The sequence below is a fragment of the Haloprofundus marisrubri genome, assembly GCF_001469955.1.
Classification (GTDB): domain Archaea; phylum Halobacteriota; class Halobacteria; order Halobacteriales; family Haloferacaceae; genus Haloprofundus; species Haloprofundus marisrubri.
The window spans coordinates 501,847-525,218 of record NZ_LOPU01000018.1 but is presented as its reverse complement, the minus strand read 5'-3'; the positions used below and the strand labels follow the sequence as shown (position 1 = coordinate 525,218).

Here is a 23,372-nt window from a genome sequence, read left to right as displayed (position 1 = left end):
ACCAAAGAGTGCGATATCGAATCGGCCTATCGGCTTAGTCGCCGGCCTCCGCCATCAGTTCCCCGTAGCCGTCGCTCTGTGGAAGCTGTGAGACGACGTCACGGACGAGACCACCTTCGACGGCGTCGGAGACGACGCTCATCACTGCTTGTGACGTCTGGCCCGGCCGCTGCTCTACGTCCGAGGACTCGGTTTTCTCGGCGACACGGGCGGCGAACATCTCGTAGTCGAACTGTTGGGCGTGGTCTCTCTCGTCAAGGTATCGTCCGATTTCGAGCGGTAGCTGTGAGGCTACGTGGTCGGCCTCCTCCTCGCCGATACGCTCGCCGAGCGTCTCCAAGACTGCCCGCGTGGCGCTCGTCGCCTCTCCGCGTGAGGCGAGTCCTGCACGGTTTTGAACCTGACCGATGAACTCGTCGTGGTCCATACAGACGAACGTACGGCTGTCACATTCCTTACTGTTGGGGCGGAAGTTCGAGGCCGTCGGCGGAGTGTACTGTCTGTTCGGTGAATCAGTGCCGAAGAGAGACTCCGTCGAGTCGACGTATCACCGTCGGAGGCACTCACTACGACGCTGGAAACGGTTTTTCGTCGCCAACGGTGGTAGCGAAAACCATGACGACGACCGGTGAGATTGCGGACTTCGCACTCGACGTCTCGTACGACGACCTCTCCGAGGAGACTCGGGACGCGCTGAAGCGACGCGTCCTCGACTCCGTCGGCATCGCCGTCGGCGCGATGGGGTCGGAGACGACGGAGAAGATTCGGACGACCGTCGAATCGATGAACGACGATGGCGCGTGTCGTCTCTGGGGGAGCGACCGGCGTGCCTCACCACCGGACGCGGCGATGCTGAACACGGCGCTGGTGCGCTATCTCGACTACATGGATTCGTATCTCGCTCCCGGCGAGACGCCGCACCCGAGCGACAACGTGGCGGCCATCGTCGCCTGCGGCGAACTCGTCGACGCGTCGGGCGAGGAACTGCTGACTGCCATCGGCGTCGCCTACGAGGTCCAAGGAGAGTTGGGCTACGCTGCACCCGTGCGCGACAAGGGTTGGGACCACGTCACCCACACGGTCGTCTCGGCAACGGCGGGTGCGGCGACGATACTCGGGTTGGAGCGCGATGCGTTCCGCAACGCCGTCGGCATCGCCGCGACGGCGCACAACGCCCTCCGAGTGACCAGAACGGGAGGTATCAACGAGTGGAAAGGGGTCGCCTCCGCGAACGCCGCACGCAACGCGGTGTACTCGGTGCTTCTCGCGCGCGACGGACTCGAAGGCCCGGTCGACGTGTTCGAGGGGCAGAAAGGCTGGAAACAGGTTGTTTCGGGTGAGTTCGAGGTGGAGTACACGCCCGCAGAGCGCGTCCACGACGTCATGGCCAAGAAGTACGTCGCCGAGACGTACGCGCAGTCGGCGATAGAGGCGGTCATCGAACTCACCGCCGAGGAGGATATCGACCCGACGGCTATCGACGCGATTCGTCTCGACACGTTCGCCGGCGCAAAACTCATCATCGGCGGCGGCGAGGGGAGTCGCTACGAGGTCGAGACCAAGGCACAGGCCGACCACTCGCTTCCGTATATGCTCGCGGTCGCTGCGCTCGACGGGGAGGTGACCGAAGCACAGTACGACACCGACCGAATCCGTGAGGACGACGTACAACGACTCCTCCGAACGGTCGAAGTCGAGGAGGACCCCGCGCTCACGGAACGCTTCGAGGCGGGCGAGATGCCCGCCGTCGTGGAACTCGACGTCGACGGCGAGACGCACCGAATCGAGAAGGACGCGTTTCCCGGTCATCCACGAGAGTCGATGACGTGGGACCAACTCGAAGGGAAGTTCGAGGCCACGACTCGCGACCGGTACGACGACGCCCACCGGGACCGACTCGTCGACACCGTCCGGACACTCGACGAGTCGGACGTTTCCGAACTGGTGGCGCTTCTCGACTGACCACTCTCCCGTTCGGCCAGTCACCCGAGAGCCACGTCGACATCGCGCTTGCACCTCCGGCGCACCCGCCCGCTGAGGCTATCTCGCCGCACGACGTACTCTCTCAACGGTGGCACACAATGGCACAGGCATACCCCTCTCGAATACCGACTGAGACAGGCTCTCGGGTCTGGACTGCGTCGGCGCTTGCAGGTCTCGTCGCCGGGATTGCGATGGGACTCGTCATGCAGTTTGTTATGAACGCGATGCCCCTCATCGGGGCGCTCGTGGGGCAACCGACCGTCGTCGGCGGGTGGCTTCTCCACCTCGTCATCAGCGTCGTCTTCGCGCTGGCGTTCGCGGCGATAGTCACTCGAACCTCGCTGTCGCGGTACGGTCGGACGACCCTCGGCATGGTCGGACTCGGCCTCGCTTACGGGGCGGTTCTCACCGTCGTCGCCGGCTGGTTCGCGCTACCCATCTGGGCGAACGCCGTCGGCGCGGGCCCGCTTCCGGTCCCGATGGTGGTTCCGATGGGCATCGTCACGCACCTGCTCTACGGGGCCGTCTTGGGCGGCGTCTACGCGGTCGCCCGCGGTACGACCGAGTCGAAGCCGACTGACGAAGCGAAGATGACCGCCTGAACGACGACATCTCTTCCCCGCACGACAGCGTCTCTTTTTCGAACACGACTGAACCGCTAAGTCGCCGTCTCTGGTTCGTCTCCACGGACCATGAGCGACCGAGCATTCGACTTTCTGAACCGAAACGAACGGCCCGAGAAACCGCGTGAACGAGGCATCACCGAGATTCGCGGGCCGTACTACGACCCGATGGGGAAACGCGAACTGCGTGACATCCTCGAAACCGTCGGTCGATACGTCGATATCTACAAGTTCTCCGGCGGGTCGTTCGCGCTGATGGACGAAGAGCCGCTTCGAGAGTTAATCGACATCTGCCACGAGTTCGACGTGCAGGTGTCGACCGGCGGCTTCATCGAGCGCGTTCTGGTCCGCGAACAAGGACACGTCGACGACTACCTCGCCGCCGCCGAGGAGTACGGCTTCGACATCGTCGAAATCTCGTCGGGTTTCCTCGCCATCGACACCGACGACTTAGTCGCGCTGACCGAACGCGTCCAGAACTACGACATGAAAGCAAAACCCGAGGTGAACGTTCAGTTCGGCGCGGGCGGGGCGTCGAGTGTCGAAGCACTGGAGGAAGAGGGTGCAATCGACCCGCAGCAGGCTGTCGATGAGGCGAACCGTCACCTCGACGCAGGGGCGTACAAGGTGATGGTCGAGTCGGAGGGCATCACCGAACGCGTCCGCGACTGGCGAACCGACGTGGCGTTCGCTATCGCCGAGGGCGTCGGCGTCGAAAACTGCGTCTTCGAGGCCGCCGACCCGCCGGTGTTCGAGTGGTACATCAAGAACTTCGGACCCAACGTGAACCTCTTCGTCGACAACTCCCAGATAGTCGAACTGGAGTGTATGCGCTCGGGACTGTGGGGTAAGAAGGGAACGTGGGGACGCATCGCGTCGTACAGCGGCGACTGAGTCGTAAGCGAGACCCCAGGCCGCCGCGTCTCAGGCGGCCCAGCCGTCGCCGACGAACTCGCCGACGACCTCTTCCCAGTCACCGAACTCGACCGAACAGTTGGGACTCTGCGAGAGATGCGTCGGAAACGCGTCGACGCCGTCGTCGAGCGTCGACAGACAGAACGGGCAGCGAGAGGGGTCCGTCCACGCGTGCGTGAGATACGAGATATGCGGAGTGTGCACGATACCGACATGACACCCCGGGGGTAGTTATACTCCGACGGTTCGCATCGAAACGTTATACCGCGCGTGGCGACGCTCCTACAGCATGAACTATCTCCCGTGGGCGCTGTTGGCGCTCGTGACGTACACGTTGGTCGCTCCGTTGATGAGTTTCGCCACGACAGGCAACTCGCCGGTTCCGAGCAACGTCGCGACACTCATGGCGAACAGCGTTCTCGTCTTGGTCACGCTCGGTCTCGTTCTCGTCACCAACGAGAACGCGGCCAACTACATCACCCACCCGAAGTCACCGTACATCTACGCGGCCGGACTCTGTCTCTCCATCGGCATTCTCTCGTACTACCGCGCGCTCTCTCTGGGACAGGTGAGCGTCGTCACGCCCGTCTTCGGGATGTTTCTCGTGACGAGTTCGATTCTCGGTATCGTGTTCCTCGACGAACCCTTCAGCGCTCGAAAGGCCGCCGGCATCGCACTCGCCGTCGTCTCCGTCTACCTCGTCTCCGTCGAGTAACTCGCGGGCGTATTTCGACCTCGTCGTCGTGACTTCCCCGACAGCCACCGGTTCAGATATCTGTTTGAATATCTGGGCAGATGTCTGGTCAAATATTCGGGTGGATGTCCAGAAACCCAGCCAGAAACCCTCTGCCAGAAGACGTATTGCACACATCTCAGACGTGTTACGGGCTGTCGGCGAATTCCCGCAGAGGACAGTACTCTCGCTTCTCAGTGCGGACTACGCCCTCGCGGTTTCGAGTGCGCTCCGAGCGTTCTCGATGGCTGCCTCGCGCTTTGCGGGGTACGCTTCGACTTTCGCGCGGAGGGTGAGTCCCTCGCCGAGTCGAACGTCACCTCTGAACGCCGCCTGTTTGTCGAGGTGAACGAAGAACGAGCAGTTGTCGTCGACTCTGTCGTCCAACTCCGCGAGGAGTCGGTCGATTTCGTCCAGTTCACTCAACCGTGAGAGGACGTGTCTGAGGTCGTCGGCGTTCTCGACGCGCGCGGAGAGAACGACGATTCGGTCGCCGTGATACCCTTTGTTCTCGACGCGGTCGACCTCGAACTCCTCGGGGAGGAACGTCCGAAGTGCCTCCTCGACCCGCTTTTCGTCCTCGGTCGCGTAGCAGAAACTCCGGACGTCGATGTAGTGGAACGGAACGCTGGCCATGAACGGAGTACTCAGAGCAGCGAAAAAAGCCCTACTCCTCGTCGGTGTCGTCGTCGGCCTCGTCGGTCGCCTCCAGCGAGTCCGCAGAGACGCCGGTCTCTTGGCCGTCCTCGAAGCTCACGGTGTACGTCGCTTCGCCGAACATCGTCTCCATCACCTGCGTGACCGTCCCGGTGTCGCCGTCGAACTCGCTGTGTTTGTCGTGGAACACGACGCGGTCGTCTTTCTCGAAGCTCATACTCACAGTTCCCGTCGATGGCGTAAAAGAACCGTGATTCGACATTCGGCCGAGGGCGTTGCTGACGGTGAATCGGCCGACGGATACCGGCAACCGTATCCGTAACAGTGACTCCTCCGGAGACGTGTCTCTCGTCAGCGTCAGTTGTCCGTCCTGTGGTGGCTCCGTGTACGTCTCGCTTCCGGTCGGCCGTCGGTTCGTGACGGCCGAACCCGGCGAGGGCGAAGAAGGCGCGTCGGACCTCGAAACGACGACGGCGACGTGTTCGGCGTGTAGTGAGTCGTTTCCGGTCGTCCACGGCAGTGGCTCGGGGGCTGAGTAGCGAACAGGCGGCCGGCGTCGGGTCCATCGAATCCTTCGGGTCCGTCGGATTTTGCCGCGGTCGGGTAGCCGCACACCCACCTCGTTCGACCGCGGGCGACTCTCAGCGCACAGTCGTGGGTGGTCCCGTTCTCGTATTTGAACGTTCGTCGACAGATTTTGCACGTTCGACGACGCCAACGGCTACGGAACGAGCGCGTAGACGAACAGGAACCCGAAGTAGAGCACGACCAGCGCTCCGAGCGCGACGAGTCGGAACCGTTTGAGGTCGGCCTCCTCGTCGGCGTAGGCGTCGCGGTACGCCTCCAGTTCCTCCGCGGAGAGGTCGTCAGCGTGGCGGAGGCCGCGATGGAGCGCGAGATGCCGCTCCTCGACGAACGGGTCGCCGCAGTGACGACAGTGGAAGGCGGCGTCGTCGCCGTCGACACGCCGCTGTTTCTCTGCGTGGGTGGTCTGGTCAGTCCGACTGGCAGGCTGCCGAGACTGCTCTTGTGTCGGCGTCGTGCTTCGAGCATCGCTGGCCGGTTCGTTGTTCGGCGCGTCGGCGGCGCTGTCGTCGGTACCACTGTCGTCGGTGCGGTCGGTCCGCGGTGTCGAGTTCGAGTCGGTCATAGGTACGGGGGTGTCGCCGGCGGTTCGCTGACAATCCAGAGGCTGACCATCGTGTACAGCACCATCACGGCGGTGACGCCGTACTGGCTGTGGACGGCCTGCAGACGGTCGGGAAACAGGTCGTACGCCACCGCGTGGGCGACCCAGACGGCGACCAAGTGTCCCAAGAGGACGAAAAACAGTTCGAGACCGCTGAACCACGACGGCAACGACGCCAGCGTGAGCGGGTTCTGCGGCGGCGAGATAGTCGCCCCCGACGCGAGGTCGACGAGCGTCGACCCGCCGACGTCGAGCAGCGTCGGCGACAGCGACAACATCACGCCGAGGTTGTGCGCGAGGTGGTAGCCCGCCGCGATAGCGAGCAGCGATGGGGCGAACCGCTCGGCGAGATACTCGACGCTGTAGTAGGTGTCGCCGTAGCGGCGGGCGAGTCTCGCCGACCACCAGTAGACGCGGAGAAACAGTAGAAAGCCGACGAGATAAACGAGCAGGTAGCCGAGAAGCGGCGGCATCCCGAAGCCGACGAGTTCGATGACGAACCCTGCCCAGAGATTCGTCCCGACGAAGCCGTCGTACGTCGTGACGTAGAGAACGGCGACGACGAACGCCACTTGGTCGCGGCCGACGACGAGACCCGCCTCCGAGAGTCCTGCCCCCGGGAGGCGGAACTGCAGGCCGTCGTCGGTCCGTGCTATCGGCGCGGCGTGGCCGTAGAACTCGAACGTCCGCGAGATGGGGTCAACCGTGTCGAACCAGCGGTCGGAGCCGAAAACGACGCTTCCGAGAAACGAGACGCCCATGTACGCGACGATGACCGCCGCCAACGTCTGCGGTTCGTCGCCGATGGGGGCGACGACTTCGACGAAGATGAGCGCCAGCAGACCGACGACTGCGGGCCACGCGCCGTACCGTTCGGGGTACTCGCGGTCCAACGACGGGAGTAGTTCGGCGAGCGTGCGGAACGGATTCAGCGTCGGCCACGTGTTGCCGATAAGGTAGACGGAAGCGACGTAGCCGCCCCACCAGCCGACCCACACGACCAAAATCGCCAGATTACGGAGTTGGGTGTCCGGGCCGACGAAGCCGACGTACACCGTCACGAGCAAAATGGCGACGCCGACGAATCTGCCCACGAACCGGAGCAGTCGGCCCGGCGACGGAAGCGTCCCGCCCCAATCGTGAATCGAACGGATGAACCGTCGGTCGGTGACGAAACTGGCGAGCAGAAACGACGCGCCGACAGCGCCGCCGCCGGTGAGCAAGAAGAGCCACGTGGGAACTTCTATCGTCCCGGGTGCGGCGCTGCGGACCGCGCCCGCGTGTGCGGTAGCGACACCCGCGGCGGCGACGAACGCCGAAAGCGAGACGGCGACAGCGACGACGAATGCGGAGAGCGAGACGGCGAACCGGTGCGCAGTCGAGCGTTCGTCGCGACCTGGGTGACGGAACGAGCGGGGACGCGAGACCATCACCGACAGTAGGGAGAGTCGCCACGAGTAAGTTGCGACTCCGCGTCGCTCGTGAAACGACGGATTCCCCGGAAGCGACCCGCGTGGGCGGCGCAAGTAGGGAGGTTTTTTAGTGGACCGACGGCAACTGACGGACATGAGTACGCAAGAATCACACGAGGACCACGGGCACCACCTCCCGGCCGTCGAGGACTGGCCGCGAGGGTTCGGCGAGGCGTCGTGGTGGCCGTTCGTCACCGCCATCGGCGGCGCGGGGCTGTACGTCGGCGCGGCGCTGTACATCATCGCGTCGGGTAACAGCGGTCTGCTTCCGGCGATGGCCGGACCGGCCGTCTTCGTCGGCAGCGTCGGCCTGTTCCTCGTCGGCATCTACGGCTGGGTGTACCACGCGTTCGTGAGCCACTTCTGGTCGCGTGATACGAGCGCCAACGGCTCGCTCGCGTTGAAATGGGGAATGGTCGCGTTCCTCGGCTCCGAACTGGCGACGTTCGGCGCAGTGTTCACGTACTACTTCTTCATCCGCGCGGGTACGTGGCCGCCACAGGAGCTACCGCACCTCCTCGGGTCGCTGGTGTTGGCGAACACGGCGCTGCTCATCGCGTCGAGTTTCACGCTCCACTGGGCACACGTCGCCATCCGCCGTGAGAACCGCCGTCAGTTCATCCTCGGCCTCATCGTGACGCTCGTCCTCGGCGCGGTGTTCATCGCCGGTCAGGTGCTCGAATACTACGAGTTCATCGTCAACGAAGGCTTCACCGTCACGAGCGGTATCTTCGCCAGCGCCTTCTTCGGCCTCACCGGTCTTCACGGGCTTCACGTGAGTCTCGGTGCGGTACTCCTCGGCATCGTCCTGATTCGGGCGCTTGCCGGACAGTACTCCGCCGACCGTCACGTCTCGGTCAGCACCGCTTCGATGTACTGGCACTTCGTCGACATCGTCTGGATTTTCCTCGTCGTCGTGCTGTACGCCGGTGCCGTCGTCGGTGGAACCGGCGCGTAACGACGCACGACACACGCTCGACGATTCTTTTTCGAACTCACTTCCGACAGCGGCGCCGCTACCGAACGTTCGGAGTTACGCGAACCACGTCTCCGGCGGCGGAATCGTCTCGGTGAGTACCAATCCCAAGAGGACGAAGTAGGTACAAAGTCCATAAACGAACGTCGCTGCAACCCATCCGCCGACACCGAAGCGAACGCCGACAGCGGCGGCGACGAAGACCGCGAGTACCGCAAGCAACTGAACGCTCGGCCGTTGCCACAGACGTGCGCTCCGTGTCGGGAACAGCGCCATCGACAGTTCGAGCGCGAGTGCGCCGACGACACCGACCACTGCGGCCGAAGGCGACACGAGCGCTGAGGTCGAATCGATGACCACGACGCCGCAGAGAAGCGCCGAGAGAACGACCGTTGCGAGTACAGCGTCGCGGTGTCGGGAGTCCACGACTGTCGTTCGTTCCGGTCTCCCTTCGTCGTTCCTGTGTCTCTTGTATTTAAGCGGGTGCCCTCCCAACGACAGGTCGATGTCGAAGTCGAGGCGTCGCGCCGTGCTCTTTACCGCCGGGGCGATAGGCGTGATGCTCGCCTACGCGTTCGTCTACCAGTACGCGATGGCGGCGTACGAGGGCGTCGACGTGGGCTACGTCGAATCGCTGGCCGTCGTCGTCGAGTCGTTCACGACGACCGGGTACGGCGAGGACGCACAGCGATGGTCGACGATACCGATGTGGCTGCTCGTCATCGCCATGCAGGCGACGGGCGTGGGACTCATCTTCACGACGCTCCCGTTGTTCGTCGTCCCGTTGGTCGAAGAGACGCTGGCGACGGCACCACCGACCGACGTAGAGTTGGAAGGTCACGTCGTCATCTGCGAGTTCACCCCGCGCGGCGAGACGCTCATCGACGAACTACAGTCGCGGGATGTGCCGTACGTCGTCGTCGTCGAAGACCGCGACCGGGCCGAGCAGTTACACGAGGAGGGGTACGTCGTCGTTCACGGCGACCCCGAGGAACTCGACTCACTCGGCAACGCCGCTATCGATAACGCGTTGGCGCTCGTCGCCGACGCAGACGACGAGACGAACGCGAGCATCGTCCTCTCGGCGAAGGAAGCCCGAGACGACGTCCGCGTGGTGAGCGTCGTCGAGAACGGCGAAGTGGCCGATTACCACCGTTACGCCGGCGCGGACGCCGTCGTCTCACCGCGACACACCCTCGGCGAGAGTCTGGCCGGCAAGGTGACGACGGCCGTCACGGCGGAGATGGCCGACGCCATCGTCGTCGCCGAGGATTTCGAGGTGGCCGAACTCATCGTTCAGCGAGACTCCGAACTCGTCGGCCAGACCGTCGCCGAGAGCGAAATCGGCGTCAAAACCGGTGTCAACGTTATCGGTGCGTGGTTCCGCGGCGAGTTCGTCAGTCCGCCCGCGCCCGACGCCGTCATCGACGAGCACACGGTGCTTCTGGTCGCCGGCGTGGAGCGCCAACTCTCGGCGCTGAAGGAACTCACACTCTCGGAGTCTCGTCGTCACCGTCGCGGCCCGGTGCTCGTCGTCGGCCGTGGAGCCGTCGGTGCAACCGTGTCGTCGGCGTTGGCGAAAGCCGAAGTACCGTACACCGTCGTCGACAAAGAGGAGAAAGCCGGCGTCGACGTCGTCGGCGACATCACCGACCACGAGACGCTCGAAGCCGCCAACGTCCACGAAGCCAGAAGCGTCGTTCTCGCGCTGAACAGCGACACGACGACCATCTTCGCCACGCTCGCGGTGAAACAGGTCGCCCCCGACGTGGAGGTCATCGCTCGTGCGAACCAGATGGGCAGCGTGAGCAAACTCTACCGCGCCGGCGCGGAGTACGTACTCGCGCTCTCGACGGTGAGCGGTCGGATGCTCGCGTCGAACCTCTTGGAGGAGGAAGTCATCGCCCCCGATACCCAGATAGACGTGGTTCGGACGCACGCACCCGGTCTGACGGGGCAGAGCCTCGCCGAGGCCGACGTGCGTGCGCGAACCAACTGCACCGTCGTCGCCGTCGAGCGCAACGGGGAGTTGTTAACCGACCTCGGCGCACAGTTCGTCGTTCGAGAGGGTGACGAACTCGTCGTCGCCGGTCTCGACGAGGATATCAACCGGTTCAGCGAGCTGCTGGGCTGAGTACGCGAATCGAATCGACTGCGCGAACCGAATCAACCGCTCGAACCGAATCAACCGCGCGACCCGATTTTGCCGCGCGTCCCGAACGTTCTCAGCGTCGAGCGGCGCGGGTGTGCCGGCGACGCGAGTCGGCCGACTCCGTGGCGACCGGACTCAGTCCCACCACCCAGACGGCGAGTATCACGGCTCCAACCAGTTCGGGAAGTGCGAGTCCCGGCCCCGGAAACAACCCACGGGCCCACAGTCCCCACGAGACGAGGTGAACGGCAGCGAGTGCGAGCGAGAGTCGTCCCGTCGTCTCGCCGCGCCGAGCGAGGCCGTCGACGGCGAGCGTCGCGGTCAAGAGCAGATAAAACGACACCGCGACGGCGAAATGCAGTGGTCGATTCATCGGGAAGACGCCGACGAGACCCATCGTGACGGCGGTGAGCGAGAACAGCACCGAAACGAGACGAGCGAGATGCGTCGTCGCCGCCTGCCACAACGGAACCGTGTAGAGAAGCGCCACCAGCGCGCCGAGAATCAGGCCGCCGTTGAACAGCAACGCCGTCGCCGGGTCGACACCGAGTTCCGAGAGCGCATCGCGTGGCCACGAAAACCACGGCGCGACCACAGTGGCCGTCAGAATCGACGCCAGCGTCAGGATGGGAGCGAGTTGCCCACCCCGGCGGGCGAGTTCGAGACGTTGCATCGGCGGCTATCGGGCGAACCGGAGCATAATGGTTGTGGAGTTGACTCCTCCCGTCAGGTCAATCGCAAAAATCGGGAACGACCGGAGCGACAGCGCCGAGAGCGACAGCGCCGAAACAGTTCTCACCCGCAAGCGAAGAGAATGGCTATGAGCAGCGACGAAGGCGACACCACGGCAGCGAATCACCTCCACGACACCTACGTCGCCGCGCTTCAGCACGGACTGGCCGAACTCCCGGAGGGCACCCGCTTGGTCGGCGTCGTCCGCCGGCCGACGCGGTGGTTTCACGCCGCTGTCGACGAGAACCGTCCGACGCTCGGCCCGCCGGCGGCGCTGTTAGACGAGTTCGCGCGGGAGCGAGACGACCTGAAGATGGCCGGTCTCTGTGAGGAAGGCGCGCACAACGCCGTCTGGGAGAACGTCGAGTTCGAGGCGCGCTACCGGGAGTATCTGGGGACCGAGGAACCGAAATCAGCGCTGGAGACACTGACAGAAGAACTCCGCGCGGGCGACGAGATAGCACTCGTCTGTTTCGAGAACACGGCGAAGAAACGGTGTCACCGGACGGTGCTTCGGGACGTTCTCGGCGAACGGCTTCGAGACTGAGGCCGGTTCGGGGTGGATTGCACCCGAACGGCGCTTCCCCTCACCCACGCAACACTTATTCGCCAACAGTACACGCGTTCACTATGCATTCGGAACCGTGGCGAGTCGCGCTGAGCGTCGTCCTCGTCGGAGCACTCGTGGCGTCGGCGGCGCTGGGCGGGACGTTTCTCTCGCTCGCAGCGCCGTTTTCGGGCGACGCCTACGAGGGCGTCGACGGCGGCGTCGGCGACGGCGAGCGTATCGAAAATCCGTACGGCGAGGCGACGGTGACGTACGACGAGTACGGCGTCCCCCACGTCGACGCCGAGAACGAGGAGGCGTTGTACTTCGCCGTCGGCTACGTGCAGGCGCGGGACCGCCTCTTTGCGATGGACCTCCAGCGACGACTCATCGCCGGCGAACTGTCGTCGGCCGTCGGCGAACGAGCGGTCGAATCCGACGAGTTCTACCGCTCTCTCGACTTCGAGGGCGCGGCGGAGGCGTCGTGGGAGTCGGTCCGAGACACCGAGGCCGGCCCCGGCGTCGAAGCGTTCTCCGCAGGTGTCAACCACTACACCGATACTCAGCCGTTGCCGCCGGAGTTCGGCATGCTCGGCTACGAACCCGACGAGTGGACGCCCGTGGACACACTACTTATCGGCAAGCAGATTTCGTGGACGCTCTCGGGGAACTTCGCGGACCTGCGCCGCGAGACGGTCCAGTCGCGTCTCGGGGACGATGCGGCCGCGGAGTTGTACCCGGACGCACTCGACCACGACTCGCCGAACATCCGCGGCGGGTCCGACGCCGAACCGTACACGCCCGACGGCGACATCTCCGAGTCGGTCGGCGGCGACGCGCCGGTCGACGGCGACGCGCCGGTCGTCGGCGACGACTCGTCGGCGGCCATCGGAGACGACTCGCAGACGGCGCAATCGGCCGACTTCGAAGGGCTCTACGACTGGGTGCAGGCGTACGAAACCGACCCCGGCGTCGGGTCGAACAACTGGGTCGTCTCCGGGGACCTGACCGAGTCGGGGTCGCCGCTTCTGGCGAACGACCCGCACCTGCAACTGACGGTGCCGGCGCTGTGGTACGAGATGCATCTCACGACCGACGAGATGAACGTCCGCGGCGTCACGTTCCCCGGGATTCCGTTCGCCATCATCGGGCAGACCGACGACGTCGCGTGGGGAGTGACGAACGTCGGCGGCGACTTCACCGACCAGTACACCTACGAGACACGCGACGGCGAATACCTGTACGACGGCGAGTACCGACCGTTCGAGACGACCAACGAGACCATCGAAGTCGCAGACGGTGAGGACCGAACCATCACGGTTCGAAAGACCGTCCACGGTCCGGTCATCGAACGCGAGGGTACCGAAGTCGCCGTCGCGTGGCCCGGCTTTTCGGCGACCAACGAGAGCCTCGGCGTCTACCAGTTGAACCACGCCGCCGAGATGAGCGACGTTCGGGAGGCGCTCGAAATCTGGGACGTACCGGCACAGAACATCGTCGCCATGGACCGCAGCGGCGAGACGCTGTACTACCCGGCGGGCAAGTACCCGATTCGCCGGACCGGCGACGAGGTGGTCCGCGGCGACCAAGTGTTCAACGGCTCCGCCAACGAGGGCGAGTGGGCGGGCTACGAACCGTACGGCCAGTCGTCGTGGGACGGGTTCGCGCCGTTCGACGCCATTCCCCATCTCGACAACCCGGAGTACGCGGCCACCGCGAACCAACGCGTCGTCGACGACCCGCAGTTCTACGTCGGGACGAGCATGACGTTCGCCGACCCGTACCGAGGCGAGCGAATCTACGAGTTGCTCGACGAACGGGCGGAGTCGGGAACGCCGATGACGCCCGAGGACATGAAGGAGATTCAGCGCGACGTCGACAGCGACCGCGCCGACGCGTTCACCGCGTACGCGCTGTCGTCGACGAACGCGTCGACCGGTCTGTCGTCGGCCGCACGCGAGGACGCCGAGACGCTTCGCGGGTGGAACGGGTCGATGCGCGCCGACTCGGAGGCCGCACTCGTCTACACCCTCTGGATGGAGGAGTTCCGGAACGCGACGTTCGCCGACGAGTTCGGCGCACAGGGCTTAGACGAGGGGTACTATCCGCGCGACTACGTCTTGCAAGGGTTCGACGAAGAGAGCGACTGGTACGACGACAGTCGGACACAGACAGTCGAGACACGCGCAGACATCGCCGCGGTAGCGATGAATCGAACGGCGGAGCGAATCGACGCGTCGGGCTACGAGACGTACGGCGACTACAACCGTCTCGACCTGAATCACCCGTTCGGGCAGGCGTTTCTCGACTTCCCGGAGCGGGCGATGGACGGGTCGCCGTACACCGTGTTCAACTTCCGGACCGAGAGCCAAGTCGGCAGCAGTCTCCGGATGGTCGTCAGTTTCGAGAACGACTCCTCGATGATTCTGCCGGGAGGCAACTCCGGCAACCCGTGGTCGCCGCAGTACGACGACCAACTTGATATGTGGGCCGACGGTGAGTACAGACGGATGACGCTGGATTCACCCGGGGGCGACCCCGACCTCGTGTTCGTCGCGGAGGAGTCGTCGTGAGCGCCAGTACAGAGAAGTCAACGCTCGCGCCGGTTCGCACCGGCCGCTACGCCGAGTTTGCGCTCGTGGTCGCAACCGTCGTCGGCCTCGCGGCGACGGCCGTCCACTGGGCGGGTCTGCTCGTCGGCGGCGTCCTCGTCGGCCTCGTCGCCACGTCGCTGTCGCGCGCCGTCGTCAACGGTCTCACGTTCGGATTAGTCGTGCTCGTCGCGTTCGCTGCGTGGTTGCTGTACGAAGGTGGACTCGAAACGGCGCTGCAAACGGGACAAATCGGGCTGTTGACCGTCGCCGTCGCGTTTGTGCTGCCGTTGGCGGCAGCGGTTGCGGTTCGGGCGCTGGTCTGAGCGCGACCCATCCCGCGTCGGGGGGTCACGCGCGGCCATAGAACTATGTTTCAAGAACCGTATATGTGTATGTGTCCGGTAGCAATCGCGTCCGCCACGAGAGCGCGCTCGCTAGCCTCCGTCGCCGCCTCGGCGGGTTCGCTGGCCTCGCACTCCTGTCGACGGCCGTCGTCGGTGGTACGCTCTCGATAACTCGCACTGCGACGACCACGACAGTCGGGCTCTGGTTTTTCGTCGCCACCGCGGTACTCGCACTCGAACTCGGGTGGGCGACACGCCAACTCGACCGCAATCGGCGGAGTGGCGAGACGCTGTTCGCGCGTCTCGGGGCGGGCAATCTCGTCACGCTCGGCCGGGGCGTTCTCCTCGCGTGGGTCGCTGCGTTCGTCGTCGTCGACTGGACCACAATCGCAGAGCTACTTTGGATTCCGGCCGCGCTCTACGGGACCGCCGCCGCACTCGACCTTGTAGATGGTGCGCTCGCCCGCCGAAACGACCGTGTGACCGGCATGGGCACCTCGCTGGACCTCGAATACGACGCGCTTGGCGTGCTCGTCGCCTGTTCTGTCGGCGTCGTCGCGGGCCTTCTCCCGCTTTGGTATCTCTCGGTCGGCCTCGCGCGCTACGCGTTCGGTCTCGGCCGGTATCTACGCCGTCGCCGCGACTTACCCGTCTACGACCTGCCTCCTCGGGTCAGTCGTCGCCTGCTCGCTGGACTCCAGATGGCGTTTTTGGCCGTCGCGCTCTCGCCGCTCGTCGACCCTGCGACGAGAACCGCCGGGGCGACGGCGTTCGGCGGGGCGCTGCTCCTCGGGTTCGCCCGCGACTGGCTCTACGTCTCCGGTCGCGTCGGCGGCGACACGCAACGGCCGACCGAACACGTCACCGACTGAGGTGGGGTTTGACGCCGGCGACTACACGCGTCCGTACACGTCGAGATGGTGCGCGACGAACGAGAGTTCTCCTCGCTCGACGGCCGTGTGACGTTCCTCGACCCACGCACTGAACCCGTCGATTTCCCGATTTTCGCCGACCGAGTCCTCGAAAAAGGAGAGCAGGTGGTGCAGAAAGTACGCCTCGTCGCCCGCGTACGGCGGCGTGACCACCCAGTCGGACCCGCCCGCGGCGAGCACCTCGCCGCCGAACTCACCGACCGCCGACAGCAGTTCTCTCCCCGAGTGACTGCCGCCCGGTCTGTCCGAAGCGTCCATCGACGCGTGGTAGGCGTCGAGGATTCGGGTTTCGAGGTCGGACTCGGTCGTCGGCGAAAAGCCCGTTTCGCCGTCGAACGTGACCGGGAAATACCAGCGACCGCCGTCGGCGAGCGCCGAGAAGATAGCCGGCAGCGCCGCGTCGAGGTCGACGATATCCAGAAACGCGGCGGCGACGACGAGGTCCCACGTCTCCTCGGCCTCGGCGAGAAAGTCGAAGGCGTCGGCGGCCACGAACGAGACGGCGATACGTTCGGTTTTCGTCGAGAAAACGAGGTCCACATTCGTCTCGTCGCCGGTGCTCTCGGCCTCCTCGCCGCTCTCGTCGACTGCGTATCCCGACTCGTTTGCCCACTCGACACACCGCGTTCGGCCGCGTTCGAGACTCGCCTCGTCGCGGTCGACGAGGGTGTAGGAGACGCAGTCGGGGAGTCGGTTCCAGTCGAGCAGGCGGCGGAGCATCGAGCCGAGACCGCCGCCGATGTCGAGGATTCGAACCTCGCCGAAGGAGTCGCGTTCATCACCGGTATCGGCCGAGCGAGCGAGGTCCGCGAGGTCTGCGGTCATCGCGTCGAGCGTCGGGCGGTGAAGCGCCCGGTCGTCGACGCGCTCTTTGGCCGCGAGATACCGCTGAAACGAGTACGACTCCGGTCGTGACACGGGCGTATCTCGCAGGCGGGAAGCAAAGAGCTACTGACGGGAGTCGCGTCGCTGCCGAGTCCACATCTCCGGAGGCAGACGGCCGTCCGACGGCTGACTGACACGCGCTTTTCGCGTCCGGAAAGTATTTGCTTCGGGTGTGGTGAAGTAGCATCAAATGGATAGCGACGTACTCGAGACAGTCACCGGGTGGGAGGAGCGACCGTTCGACGGCGGCTACGCCGGTCTCTCCGACCTCGCGGCCGCGGAGTTCACCGGGGCCGTCAGCGCCGACATGGCGTGGGCGTTCTTCGTCAACGGCCGCGTCGTCGGTGTGTTCGAAGGGACCATCGAGTCCTTCGAGAACGCCGACGGTACCGCCTACACCGCACCGGACCCTTCACTCCCGCTTCTGTTCACGATGCGAGAACAGGGCGGCGAGACGCGGGCGAGCTACTACACGAACGAGACGTCGGTTTCGGAAGCCGACGCCACGCTGAAGTCGGGCAACTTCACGGGCTACATCGAACTCGCAGAGAACGTGCTCTCGGGCGACTACTACGTCGTCTACCACGGCGGCAAGTCGATGAGCGCCGCGTTCGTCGGCAACAACCGAACGCTTCTAACGGGCGAGGAGGCGTTCGAGCGCGCCGACGACGAGGTGGGCATCTTCGAGGTGAAAGCCGTCGATGTGAACGTCGTCGAGATTCCGGAACCCGAGGAGCCGGAGCCGGAATCAGCCGACGAAGCCACCGAGCAGGAGGACGTGACGTTCGGAGCCGCCGGAGCCGCCGGAGCTACCGACCCCGCCGAAACCGCCGGGTCGGCCGCAGCAGACGCCGACGCGCCCGACGAATCCGTCGCCGCCGACACGGCTGCGGCGACCGACACTAGCGAACACGAGGCGGAGCCAGCGGCCGACGAGGCGGCCGGTTCCGAAGCGGCAGACCCGCTCTCGGACCCGATTGCGGAGACCGAGGAAGTCGCCGCCGAGACACCGACCGACCCGACACCGTCGGAAGCGGAGGCCGAGGCCCACGCCGCGGCCGAACAGGCGAGCGACGACCCGTCGTCGTCGGGCGTCGAAAACGGGGCAGACACTGGAGAGCACCACGAGTCGGGCGACCCGTCGGACCCGACACCTGCCGTCGACGACGCCGAGTCCGACCCGAGCGAGTCGACCGCAGAGACGCCGGCGAACGAGCCTGAACCAACGGAGGAGACCGACGCCGATGCCGCCTCCGCGGCCGCGTCGGCGGTCGAACGTGCCACACCGGATGCGGCCCGGAGCGCGGCGAACGGTGTCACGGACCCCGACGTGTTCTCCGAGGAGGCCGAGTGGCGCAACGCGAAGTCGATACCGGCGCTGGACCCCGAAGAGACCGAAGTGAACGAACAGTCCGACGGTGACCGCCAGCGGCGACGGCGGGTACAGCGTCGGCGACAGGCCGCCAAGGCCAACCGTACTCCGAACGAGAGCAAGTCCAGCCAGCGAGGTCAGCCACGGCAGACACAGCAGAGCGGCCGGACGCAGAAAGACACCCAGTCGCAACAGGCCGCGGCGCAGACACAGCAGTCTACGTCGGCGAGCGCCGAACTCGAACAGCGTCTCGAACGCGCCGTCGCCGCGAAGAAGACCGCCGAGACCGAGCGACAACAGGCGGTCGAACGGCTTTCCGAGGTCGAAAGCGAACGCGACGAACAGCGCGAACGCGCCGACCGTCTCGCGGAGTCGGTCGAACGTCTGGAGGCGGAAGTCGACGAACTCGAGTCGAAACTCGCCGCCGCCGACTCCGCAGAAGAAGACGCTGGCTCGTCGCCGGCGGAGACCATGGGCCGCAAGGAAGCGCTCGACGGGACGAACCTGTTCGTCCGCTACGGCACGAAAAGCGGCGGCACGCTGGAGAAAGCCCACGCGGGCGAAGTCGACCGCGCCGAGGTCGTCGAGAACCTCCGTCTCGAACACCACACGCGCTTCGAGACCGACGACCTCCACGTCGAAGGCGAACCGTACGAGGCGTTCCTCGAAGGGACCGTCGAGTACGGCTTCGTCAGGTGGGTCGTCGACGAACTGTTGTACGAAATCCGTGACACGGGCAACGTCGCCGCGATGCAGGAGCTGTTCGACGCCATCCCGAAGATAGACCGCGCGGAACTCGGCGGCGACGTCTCGGTGCAGTTCGTCGAAAACGGCGAGCAACACCGCGAACAGCGGACGTTCGACGTGGTGTTGCGCGACCGGATGGGTAACCCGCTTCTGGTCGCCGACCTCAACGACTCGCGGGCGGCGGCGTCGGAGGCGATGATGTCTTCTCTCATCCAGAACGCCGGGCAGGTCGCCGAGACGAGCGACTCGCTGGGCGCGTCGTTCCTCGTGACCACGAGCTACTTCGAACCGGAAGCGTTAGAGACGGCCGCCGACGCCACGGGCGGGGGACTGCTCAGTCGCGGCAAGCGAAAGAGTCTGGTCCGACTCACCAGAAAGCGGGGATTCCACCTCTGTCTCGTCGAGACCCGTAACGGCGACTTCCATCTAAACGTTCCCGAACTGTAAGAGAGAGTTTTATCCTTCGACTTCGACGGCGTCTTCTATCTTCATCGTATCCAGTTTGTCCACGATTTCGTCGAGTTTGCCGTCGAGTTCGTCGACGAATTCGACGGTCCGCTCGGTCGTAATCGCACCTTGGCTCGACGGCTCGATGAGGTTCTCCTCTTCGAGGACGCGAAGCGAGTAGCGGACCTTGTGGTGGGGGTACCCGGTCTCGTTCGACATCTTCACGATGCCGATGGGTTCGTTCTCGATGACCATCTTCAGAACTTGGAGGTGTCGTTCGAGCATGTCCACCTCTTTTTCGAGTCTATCTATCATGCCATTTGTTAACTTGTCTTTGTTCCCTTTAAAAGTTGCTGTCTCAGCCAGCGAGAACAGTCCGGGTTGTCAATGTACAACACGTCTGTTGTTAACCGTTTGGATTCGGGGTGCGGCGCGGGGAATGCACGTTCGTGTCTAACTACTAGTGAGCCGCGTGTCTGCTGTGCGCACTCATGTTCATTTTTCGGCGACGGACCGTAACCGGTTTAGCGAGTCGCGCAGAATCGCCGAGTATGACTGTCACAATCGTCGGCTCGCAGTTGGGCGACGAAGGCAAAGGCGCACTCGTCGACCTCTGGGGCGGCGACGCCGACGTGGTCGTCCGGTATCAGGGCGGCGACAACGCCGGACACACCGTCGTCGAGGACGGCACCGAGTACAAACTCTCGTTGGTCCCCAGCGGGGCCGTCCGCGACAAAATCGGCGTGCTCGGCAACGGGTGCGTCGTCAACCCCGAGACGCTGTTCGACGAGATGGACGCGTTGCGCGAGCGCGGACTCGACCCCGACGTTCGCGTCGCCAAACGGGCACACGTCATCCTCCCGTACCACCGTCGTCTCGACGGCATCGAGGAGGAGGCGAAAGCCGACTCGGGCGTGAAAGTCGGCACGACGGGCCGCGGCATCGGCCCGACGTACGAGGACAAAGCCGGTCGCCGCGGGATTCGAATCGGTGACCTGCTCGACGACGAGATTCTCCGCGACCGACTGGAGTACGTCGTCCCGCAGAAACGCGCCATCGTCGAGGACGTTTACGGCCTCGAAGCCGGCGAGGAACTCGACGTCGACGCGCTCCACGACCAGTACAGCGAGTACGGCCGTCGCCTCGCCGAGGAAGGGATGCTCGTCGACTCCGGCGACTTCCTCTATCACCGACGCGAGGCCGGTGACAACGTGATGTTCGAGGGCGCACAGGGCACGCTCATCGACATCGACCACGGCAACTACCCGTACGTCACCTCCTCGAACCCGACCGCAGGCGGTGCGGCCGTCGGCTCCGGTGTCGGTCCGACCGTCGTCGGACGCGGCGAAGTCGTCGGCATCGTCAAAGCCTACCTCTCGCGCGTCGGCGAAGGACCGCTACCGACCGAACTCGACGGCGACGAACAGGAAGAGGAACTCGCGGAGTTCATCCGCGAGAAAGGCGGCGAGTTCGGCACCGTCACCGGCCGCCCGCGTCGTATCGGCTGGCTCGACATCCCGATGCTCCGCCACGCGTCGCGCAGAAGCGGCTTCACCGGCATCGCCGTCAACCACGTCGACGTGCTCGCCGGACTGGACGAACTGAAAGTCGGCCACGCCTACGAACTCGACGGCGAGGAGGTTCGCACCATCCCCTCGACCACCGACGAGTGGGCGCGCTGTGAACCCGTTCTCAAGGAGTTCGAACCGTGGCCGGAAGTCGACTGGACGGAAGTCGCCGAGCAGGGCTACGAGGCCATCCCGGAGGCCGCCCGCGACTATCTCGACTACCTGAGCGAACAGGTCGACGCGCCCGTCTACGCCGTCGGCGTCGGCCCGGACCGCGAGCAGTCCGTCGAACTGGCGAACCCGTTCGAAGGGCAGTAAGGGGCTGAATCTTCCCGGAACGTTCTTTTCGGTGCGCTGAAACGACGAGACGTGTCCGAATCCATCGACGACCACTTCACCGTGGTCAAATTCCTCCTCGTCGGGATTCTGTTGGCGGTCGTCGGCGACGCGTTGCAGGCGTTTTGGCTGGTGTGGGTCGGCGTAGTCGCCGGCGGCTTCGCCGTTCTGTACCAGTTCTACGACGTGAACTGAGTTCCGGAGTCGTCGAGACGACGATATCCGATACGGCCCGGCGACACCTTACCGGACCGACACGCTCTTACTGTTCCTCCGAGTTCGGCCGCTATGTGCGTTTCACCGACTGCGAGCGACCGGGCCGCGTCTCCGACGAGGCGTAGCGCCCCGGGACCGCTCGGGAGGCGTCGATGAACGCGTTTCGACTCGTCCCGTTCTCGGAGACGATTCGGGCGTCGATTCCGCCGGAGTTCGCGGGCTGGTTCGTCCCGGTGACCGAACTCGGCGGCGTCGCCTTCTCGCTCGCGTTTCTCTGTCTGTTCTACTGGCTGACCGACCGCGACCGGGCGGCGACGTTGACGGCGCTCGTTCTCGGGGCGGCCGCACTCGTTCTCGGCCTGAAAGGCGCGTTTGCGCTCCCACGACCACCGATAGAGACGGCGCTCGTCGTCGAAACCGGCTACGGGTTCCCGAGCGGTCACGCCGTTATTGCGACGGTGCTGTACGGCGGTCTCGCGGCGCTCGTCGACGTGGGGCGCCGTGCGGTTCGCTATGCGACTGCCGCCGCACTCGTCGCCGTCGTCTCGCTCTCGCGGGTCGTCATCGGCGTCCACTACGTGGGTGACGTACTCGTCGGCACGGCGCTGGCAGCAGCGTTCCTCTGGGTCGGGCTTCGGGTGACGAAGCGAGAACCGCTCCGAGCGTTCGCGCTCGCCGCCGGACTCGGAGCCGTCGGTTACGCGCTCGCGGGACCGACGGTCAACGCCGTCACCGTCTTCGGCGCGAGTGTCGGTGGCGCGCTGACGTGGTACGTACTCGAACCGCCCGCGCGTCCGGCCTCCCGAGTCGAGGCGGCGACGCTCGTACTCGTCGGCCTCCCAGCGGTCGTCGGCATCCGCGTCGCCACCGAGGCCGTCGGGACGCTGTTCCCGCTGGTGTTTGCGCTCAGCGTGTTGCTCGTGGGCTTCATCGTCGGGTTCCCGGTCCTCCTGACGGAGCTGGGCGGACGGATGGGCGTCGCCTCGCGGTGACGCTCGGGTCGGTCGCACTTGGGTCGGTGACGTACTGGTCCGACGTTCGCACGGGAGAGCGCGGGTGAGCGGGTAACCCGCACGCTTTTTATCCGACGCATCCCACCGTTCGGACGATGAAGGAATCCCTCATGGACATTCTCTGTGACCCGCTCGACAAGAGCGACCTCGAACTGGAAGTCGACGAGAGAGACGACGACGAGATTCTCGAAGGCCGTCTCATCGGCACGGAGACGGGCGAGGTGTACCCCATCGAGGACGGCATTCCGAACCTCCTGCCGCCGGACATGCGCGACGACTGACCGGAGTGTAGCTTTTTGCCGCCACGTACTGAGTGTCAGAACATGCCACAGACGCTCCCCGTCGAAATCAACGGTGAGCGACTCCACGCCGTGGACGCGCCGAGCGAGTTCACGACTGCGGGGTCGTTCGTCCTCGACCTCCTCAACCGCGGCGAATCCGTCCACGTCCACGTTCGCCTCGGCGAGGCGCTCTCGCGCGTCGCGCGCCTCGACAGCGGCAACCACTACGTCGAACGCGGGGCGACCCTCCCGATTCGAATCGCCGTCGACGAGTCGCTCGACAGAAGCGTGACCGACACCATCGAGATTTCGACGGGCTACGGCGCGAAGAAGACGACGGTCAGCGTCACCGTCGACCCGCCCGAAGACGACCCCGGGGTCGACGTCGACGAACGTCTCGGCCGACCATCGGCGACAGAGACTGCCTCGGCCTCGAATCCGGGTCCACTCGACGACGTCCGCGACAGCGTCGGCGACGTGGGCGTCGTCCCGCTCGTCGGTGTGGGCGTCGTCGCGCTCACCGTCGTACTCGGTGTCGGATTGGCTCTCAACAGTCCTGTCGTCTTCGTTGCCGTCGGTATCGTTCTCGGCGTGGCGCTGAGCTTTGCGGCGAGCGAACTCCGCTGAGTCGGTTTCTCACCACCTTCTGCTCGGTCGC

General features: G+C 65.0%; 27 protein-coding genes. 17 read left to right on the top strand and 10 right to left on the bottom strand.

Annotated features, from left to right (window positions below):
* Positions 1 to 34: 34 nt before the first annotated feature.
* Positions 35 to 427, bottom strand: a complete 393-nt coding sequence (locus AUR64_RS08415; protein WP_058581477.1) for a DUF2267 domain-containing protein — start codon at positions 425 to 427, stop codon at positions 35 to 37.
* Between the two features lie 188 nt (positions 428 to 615).
* Here AUR64_RS08415 and AUR64_RS08410 point away from each other — a divergent pair, with 188 nt between their 5' ends.
* The 3 genes from AUR64_RS08410 (at position 616) to AUR64_RS08400 (ending at position 3,500) form a co-directional block, all read left to right on the top strand.
* Positions 616 to 1,962, top strand: a complete 1,347-nt coding sequence (locus tag AUR64_RS08410; protein WP_058581476.1) for an MmgE/PrpD family protein — start codon at positions 616 to 618, stop codon at positions 1,960 to 1,962.
* Positions 1,963 to 2,081: 119 nt separating this feature from the next.
* Entirely contained in the window at positions 2,082 to 2,585 is a 504-nt protein-coding gene (locus tag AUR64_RS08405) for a hypothetical protein (RefSeq protein WP_071391236.1), read from the top strand.
* A 90-nt stretch (positions 2,586 to 2,675) separates the two neighbouring features.
* Positions 2,676 to 3,500 (top strand): phosphosulfolactate synthase, encoded by an 825-nt coding sequence (locus AUR64_RS08400; RefSeq protein WP_058581474.1) that lies wholly within the window; start codon positions 2,676 to 2,678, stop codon positions 3,498 to 3,500.
* Positions 3,501 to 3,530: 30 nt separating this feature from the next.
* Here the strand turns inward: AUR64_RS08400 and AUR64_RS08395 are convergent, their stop codons facing one another.
* Entirely contained in the window at positions 3,531 to 3,725 is a 195-nt protein-coding gene (locus AUR64_RS08395) for a DUF7501 family protein (RefSeq protein WP_058581473.1), read from the bottom strand.
* Between the two features lie 85 nt (positions 3,726 to 3,810).
* On the opposite strand from AUR64_RS08395, the gene AUR64_RS08390 reads away from it, so the two are divergent.
* A complete protein-coding gene (locus AUR64_RS08390; protein ID WP_058581472.1) occupies positions 3,811 to 4,236 on the top strand; it encodes an EamA family transporter in 426 nt (141 codons plus the stop codon).
* 222 nt (positions 4,237 to 4,458) lie between these two features.
* On the opposite strand, the gene AUR64_RS08385 is transcribed toward AUR64_RS08390, so the two are convergent.
* Positions 4,459 to 4,890 carry an RNA-binding protein gene (locus AUR64_RS08385; RefSeq protein ID WP_058581471.1) on the bottom strand — a complete coding sequence of 144 codons (432 nt, stop codon included), beginning with the start codon at positions 4,888 to 4,890 and terminating at the stop codon, positions 4,459 to 4,461.
* Between the two features lie 31 nt (positions 4,891 to 4,921).
* Positions 4,922 to 5,128 carry a hypothetical protein gene (locus tag AUR64_RS08380; RefSeq protein WP_058581470.1) on the bottom strand — a complete coding sequence of 69 codons (207 nt, stop codon included), beginning with the start codon at positions 5,126 to 5,128 and terminating at the stop codon, positions 4,922 to 4,924.
* Between the two features lie 124 nt (positions 5,129 to 5,252).
* On the opposite strand from AUR64_RS08380, the gene AUR64_RS08375 reads away from it, so the two are divergent.
* Positions 5,253 to 5,450 (top strand): hypothetical protein, encoded by a 198-nt coding sequence (locus tag AUR64_RS08375; RefSeq protein ID WP_058581469.1) that lies wholly within the window; start codon positions 5,253 to 5,255, stop codon positions 5,448 to 5,450.
* A gap of 182 nt (positions 5,451 to 5,632) precedes the next feature.
* On the opposite strand, the gene AUR64_RS21155 is transcribed toward AUR64_RS08375, so the two are convergent.
* Positions 5,633 to 6,061, bottom strand: a complete 429-nt coding sequence (locus AUR64_RS21155; protein ID WP_240479596.1) for a hypothetical protein — start codon at positions 6,059 to 6,061, stop codon at positions 5,633 to 5,635.
* Positions 6,058 to 7,530: a hypothetical protein gene (locus tag AUR64_RS08365; RefSeq protein WP_058581468.1), complete on the bottom strand. Its 1,473-nt coding sequence runs from the start codon at positions 7,528 to 7,530 to the stop codon at positions 6,058 to 6,060. The genes AUR64_RS21155 and AUR64_RS08365 overlap by 4 nt, the downstream gene beginning before the upstream one ends.
* A gap of 136 nt (positions 7,531 to 7,666) precedes the next feature.
* Here AUR64_RS08365 and AUR64_RS08360 point away from each other — a divergent pair, with 136 nt between their 5' ends.
* Positions 7,667 to 8,530 carry a cytochrome c oxidase subunit 3 gene (locus AUR64_RS08360; protein ID WP_058581467.1) on the top strand — a complete coding sequence of 288 codons (864 nt, stop codon included), beginning with the start codon at positions 7,667 to 7,669 and terminating at the stop codon, positions 8,528 to 8,530.
* Between the two features lie 75 nt (positions 8,531 to 8,605).
* Here AUR64_RS08360 and AUR64_RS08355 read toward each other — a convergent pair whose 3' ends face one another.
* A complete protein-coding gene (locus AUR64_RS08355) occupies positions 8,606 to 8,974 on the bottom strand; it encodes a hypothetical protein (protein ID WP_058581466.1) in 369 nt (122 codons plus the stop codon).
* 79 nt (positions 8,975 to 9,053) lie between these two features.
* Between AUR64_RS08355 and AUR64_RS08350 the strand changes: the two genes are divergently transcribed.
* A complete protein-coding gene (locus AUR64_RS08350) occupies positions 9,054 to 10,682 on the top strand; it encodes a potassium channel family protein (protein WP_058581465.1) in 1,629 nt (542 codons plus the stop codon).
* 91 nt (positions 10,683 to 10,773) lie between these two features.
* Here AUR64_RS08350 and AUR64_RS08345 read toward each other — a convergent pair whose 3' ends face one another.
* On the bottom strand, positions 10,774 to 11,373 hold the full coding sequence (locus AUR64_RS08345) for a DUF998 domain-containing protein (RefSeq protein ID WP_058581464.1): 600 nt from the start codon (positions 11,371 to 11,373) through the stop codon (positions 10,774 to 10,776).
* 147 nt (positions 11,374 to 11,520) lie between these two features.
* Between AUR64_RS08345 and AUR64_RS08340 the strand changes: the two genes are divergently transcribed.
* From AUR64_RS08340 to AUR64_RS08325, 4 genes are all read left to right on the top strand, one after another.
* Positions 11,521 to 11,979 carry a DUF488 family protein, N3 subclade gene (locus AUR64_RS08340; protein ID WP_205628388.1) on the top strand — a complete coding sequence of 153 codons (459 nt, stop codon included), beginning with the start codon at positions 11,521 to 11,523 and terminating at the stop codon, positions 11,977 to 11,979.
* Positions 11,980 to 12,062: 83 nt separating this feature from the next.
* Positions 12,063 to 14,552, top strand: coding sequence for a penicillin acylase family protein (locus AUR64_RS08335; RefSeq protein ID WP_058581462.1), 2,490 nt, complete (start codon positions 12,063 to 12,065; stop codon positions 14,550 to 14,552).
* The gene (locus AUR64_RS08330) at positions 14,549 to 14,896 is read left to right on the top strand and encodes a hypothetical protein (protein ID WP_058581461.1); all 348 of its coding nucleotides are present in this window, start codon (positions 14,549 to 14,551) and stop codon (positions 14,894 to 14,896) included. Before AUR64_RS08335 ends, AUR64_RS08330 begins: the two co-directional genes overlap by 4 nt.
* Before the next feature lie 71 nt (positions 14,897 to 14,967).
* Positions 14,968 to 15,789, top strand: a complete 822-nt coding sequence (locus AUR64_RS08325) for a CDP-alcohol phosphatidyltransferase family protein (protein WP_058581460.1) — start codon at positions 14,968 to 14,970, stop codon at positions 15,787 to 15,789.
* 21 nt (positions 15,790 to 15,810) lie between these two features.
* Here AUR64_RS08325 and AUR64_RS08320 read toward each other — a convergent pair whose 3' ends face one another.
* Entirely contained in the window at positions 15,811 to 16,767 is a 957-nt protein-coding gene (locus AUR64_RS08320) for a class I SAM-dependent methyltransferase (protein ID WP_058581459.1), read from the bottom strand.
* 157 nt (positions 16,768 to 16,924) lie between these two features.
* Between AUR64_RS08320 and AUR64_RS08315 the strand changes: the two genes are divergently transcribed.
* Positions 16,925 to 19,300: a DUF7527 domain-containing protein gene (locus AUR64_RS08315; protein WP_058581458.1), complete on the top strand. Its 2,376-nt coding sequence runs from the start codon at positions 16,925 to 16,927 to the stop codon at positions 19,298 to 19,300.
* Between the two features lie 9 nt (positions 19,301 to 19,309).
* Here the strand turns inward: AUR64_RS08315 and AUR64_RS08310 are convergent, their stop codons facing one another.
* Positions 19,310 to 19,615, bottom strand: coding sequence for a hypothetical protein (locus AUR64_RS08310; RefSeq protein ID WP_058581457.1), 306 nt, complete (start codon positions 19,613 to 19,615; stop codon positions 19,310 to 19,312).
* Between the two features lie 236 nt (positions 19,616 to 19,851).
* On the opposite strand from AUR64_RS08310, the gene AUR64_RS08305 reads away from it, so the two are divergent.
* The 5 genes from AUR64_RS08305 to AUR64_RS08290 all read left to right on the top strand — a co-directional run bounded on the left by AUR64_RS08305 (position 19,852) and on the right by AUR64_RS08290 (position 23,341).
* A complete protein-coding gene (locus AUR64_RS08305) occupies positions 19,852 to 21,186 on the top strand; it encodes an adenylosuccinate synthase (RefSeq protein ID WP_058581456.1) in 1,335 nt (444 codons plus the stop codon).
* 51 nt (positions 21,187 to 21,237) lie between these two features.
* Positions 21,238 to 21,399: a hypothetical protein gene (locus AUR64_RS20455; RefSeq protein WP_155120552.1), complete on the top strand. Its 162-nt coding sequence runs from the start codon at positions 21,238 to 21,240 to the stop codon at positions 21,397 to 21,399.
* Between the two features lie 173 nt (positions 21,400 to 21,572).
* Positions 21,573 to 22,412: a phosphatase PAP2 family protein gene (locus tag AUR64_RS08300; RefSeq protein WP_058581455.1), complete on the top strand. Its 840-nt coding sequence runs from the start codon at positions 21,573 to 21,575 to the stop codon at positions 22,410 to 22,412.
* A gap of 116 nt (positions 22,413 to 22,528) precedes the next feature.
* Positions 22,529 to 22,714 carry a methytransferase partner Trm112 gene (locus AUR64_RS08295; RefSeq protein WP_058581454.1) on the top strand — a complete coding sequence of 62 codons (186 nt, stop codon included), beginning with the start codon at positions 22,529 to 22,531 and terminating at the stop codon, positions 22,712 to 22,714.
* Positions 22,715 to 22,756: 42 nt separating this feature from the next.
* Entirely contained in the window at positions 22,757 to 23,341 is a 585-nt protein-coding gene (locus tag AUR64_RS08290) for a DUF7524 family protein (protein WP_058581453.1), read from the top strand.
* Positions 23,342 to 23,372: the final 31 nt, after the last annotated feature.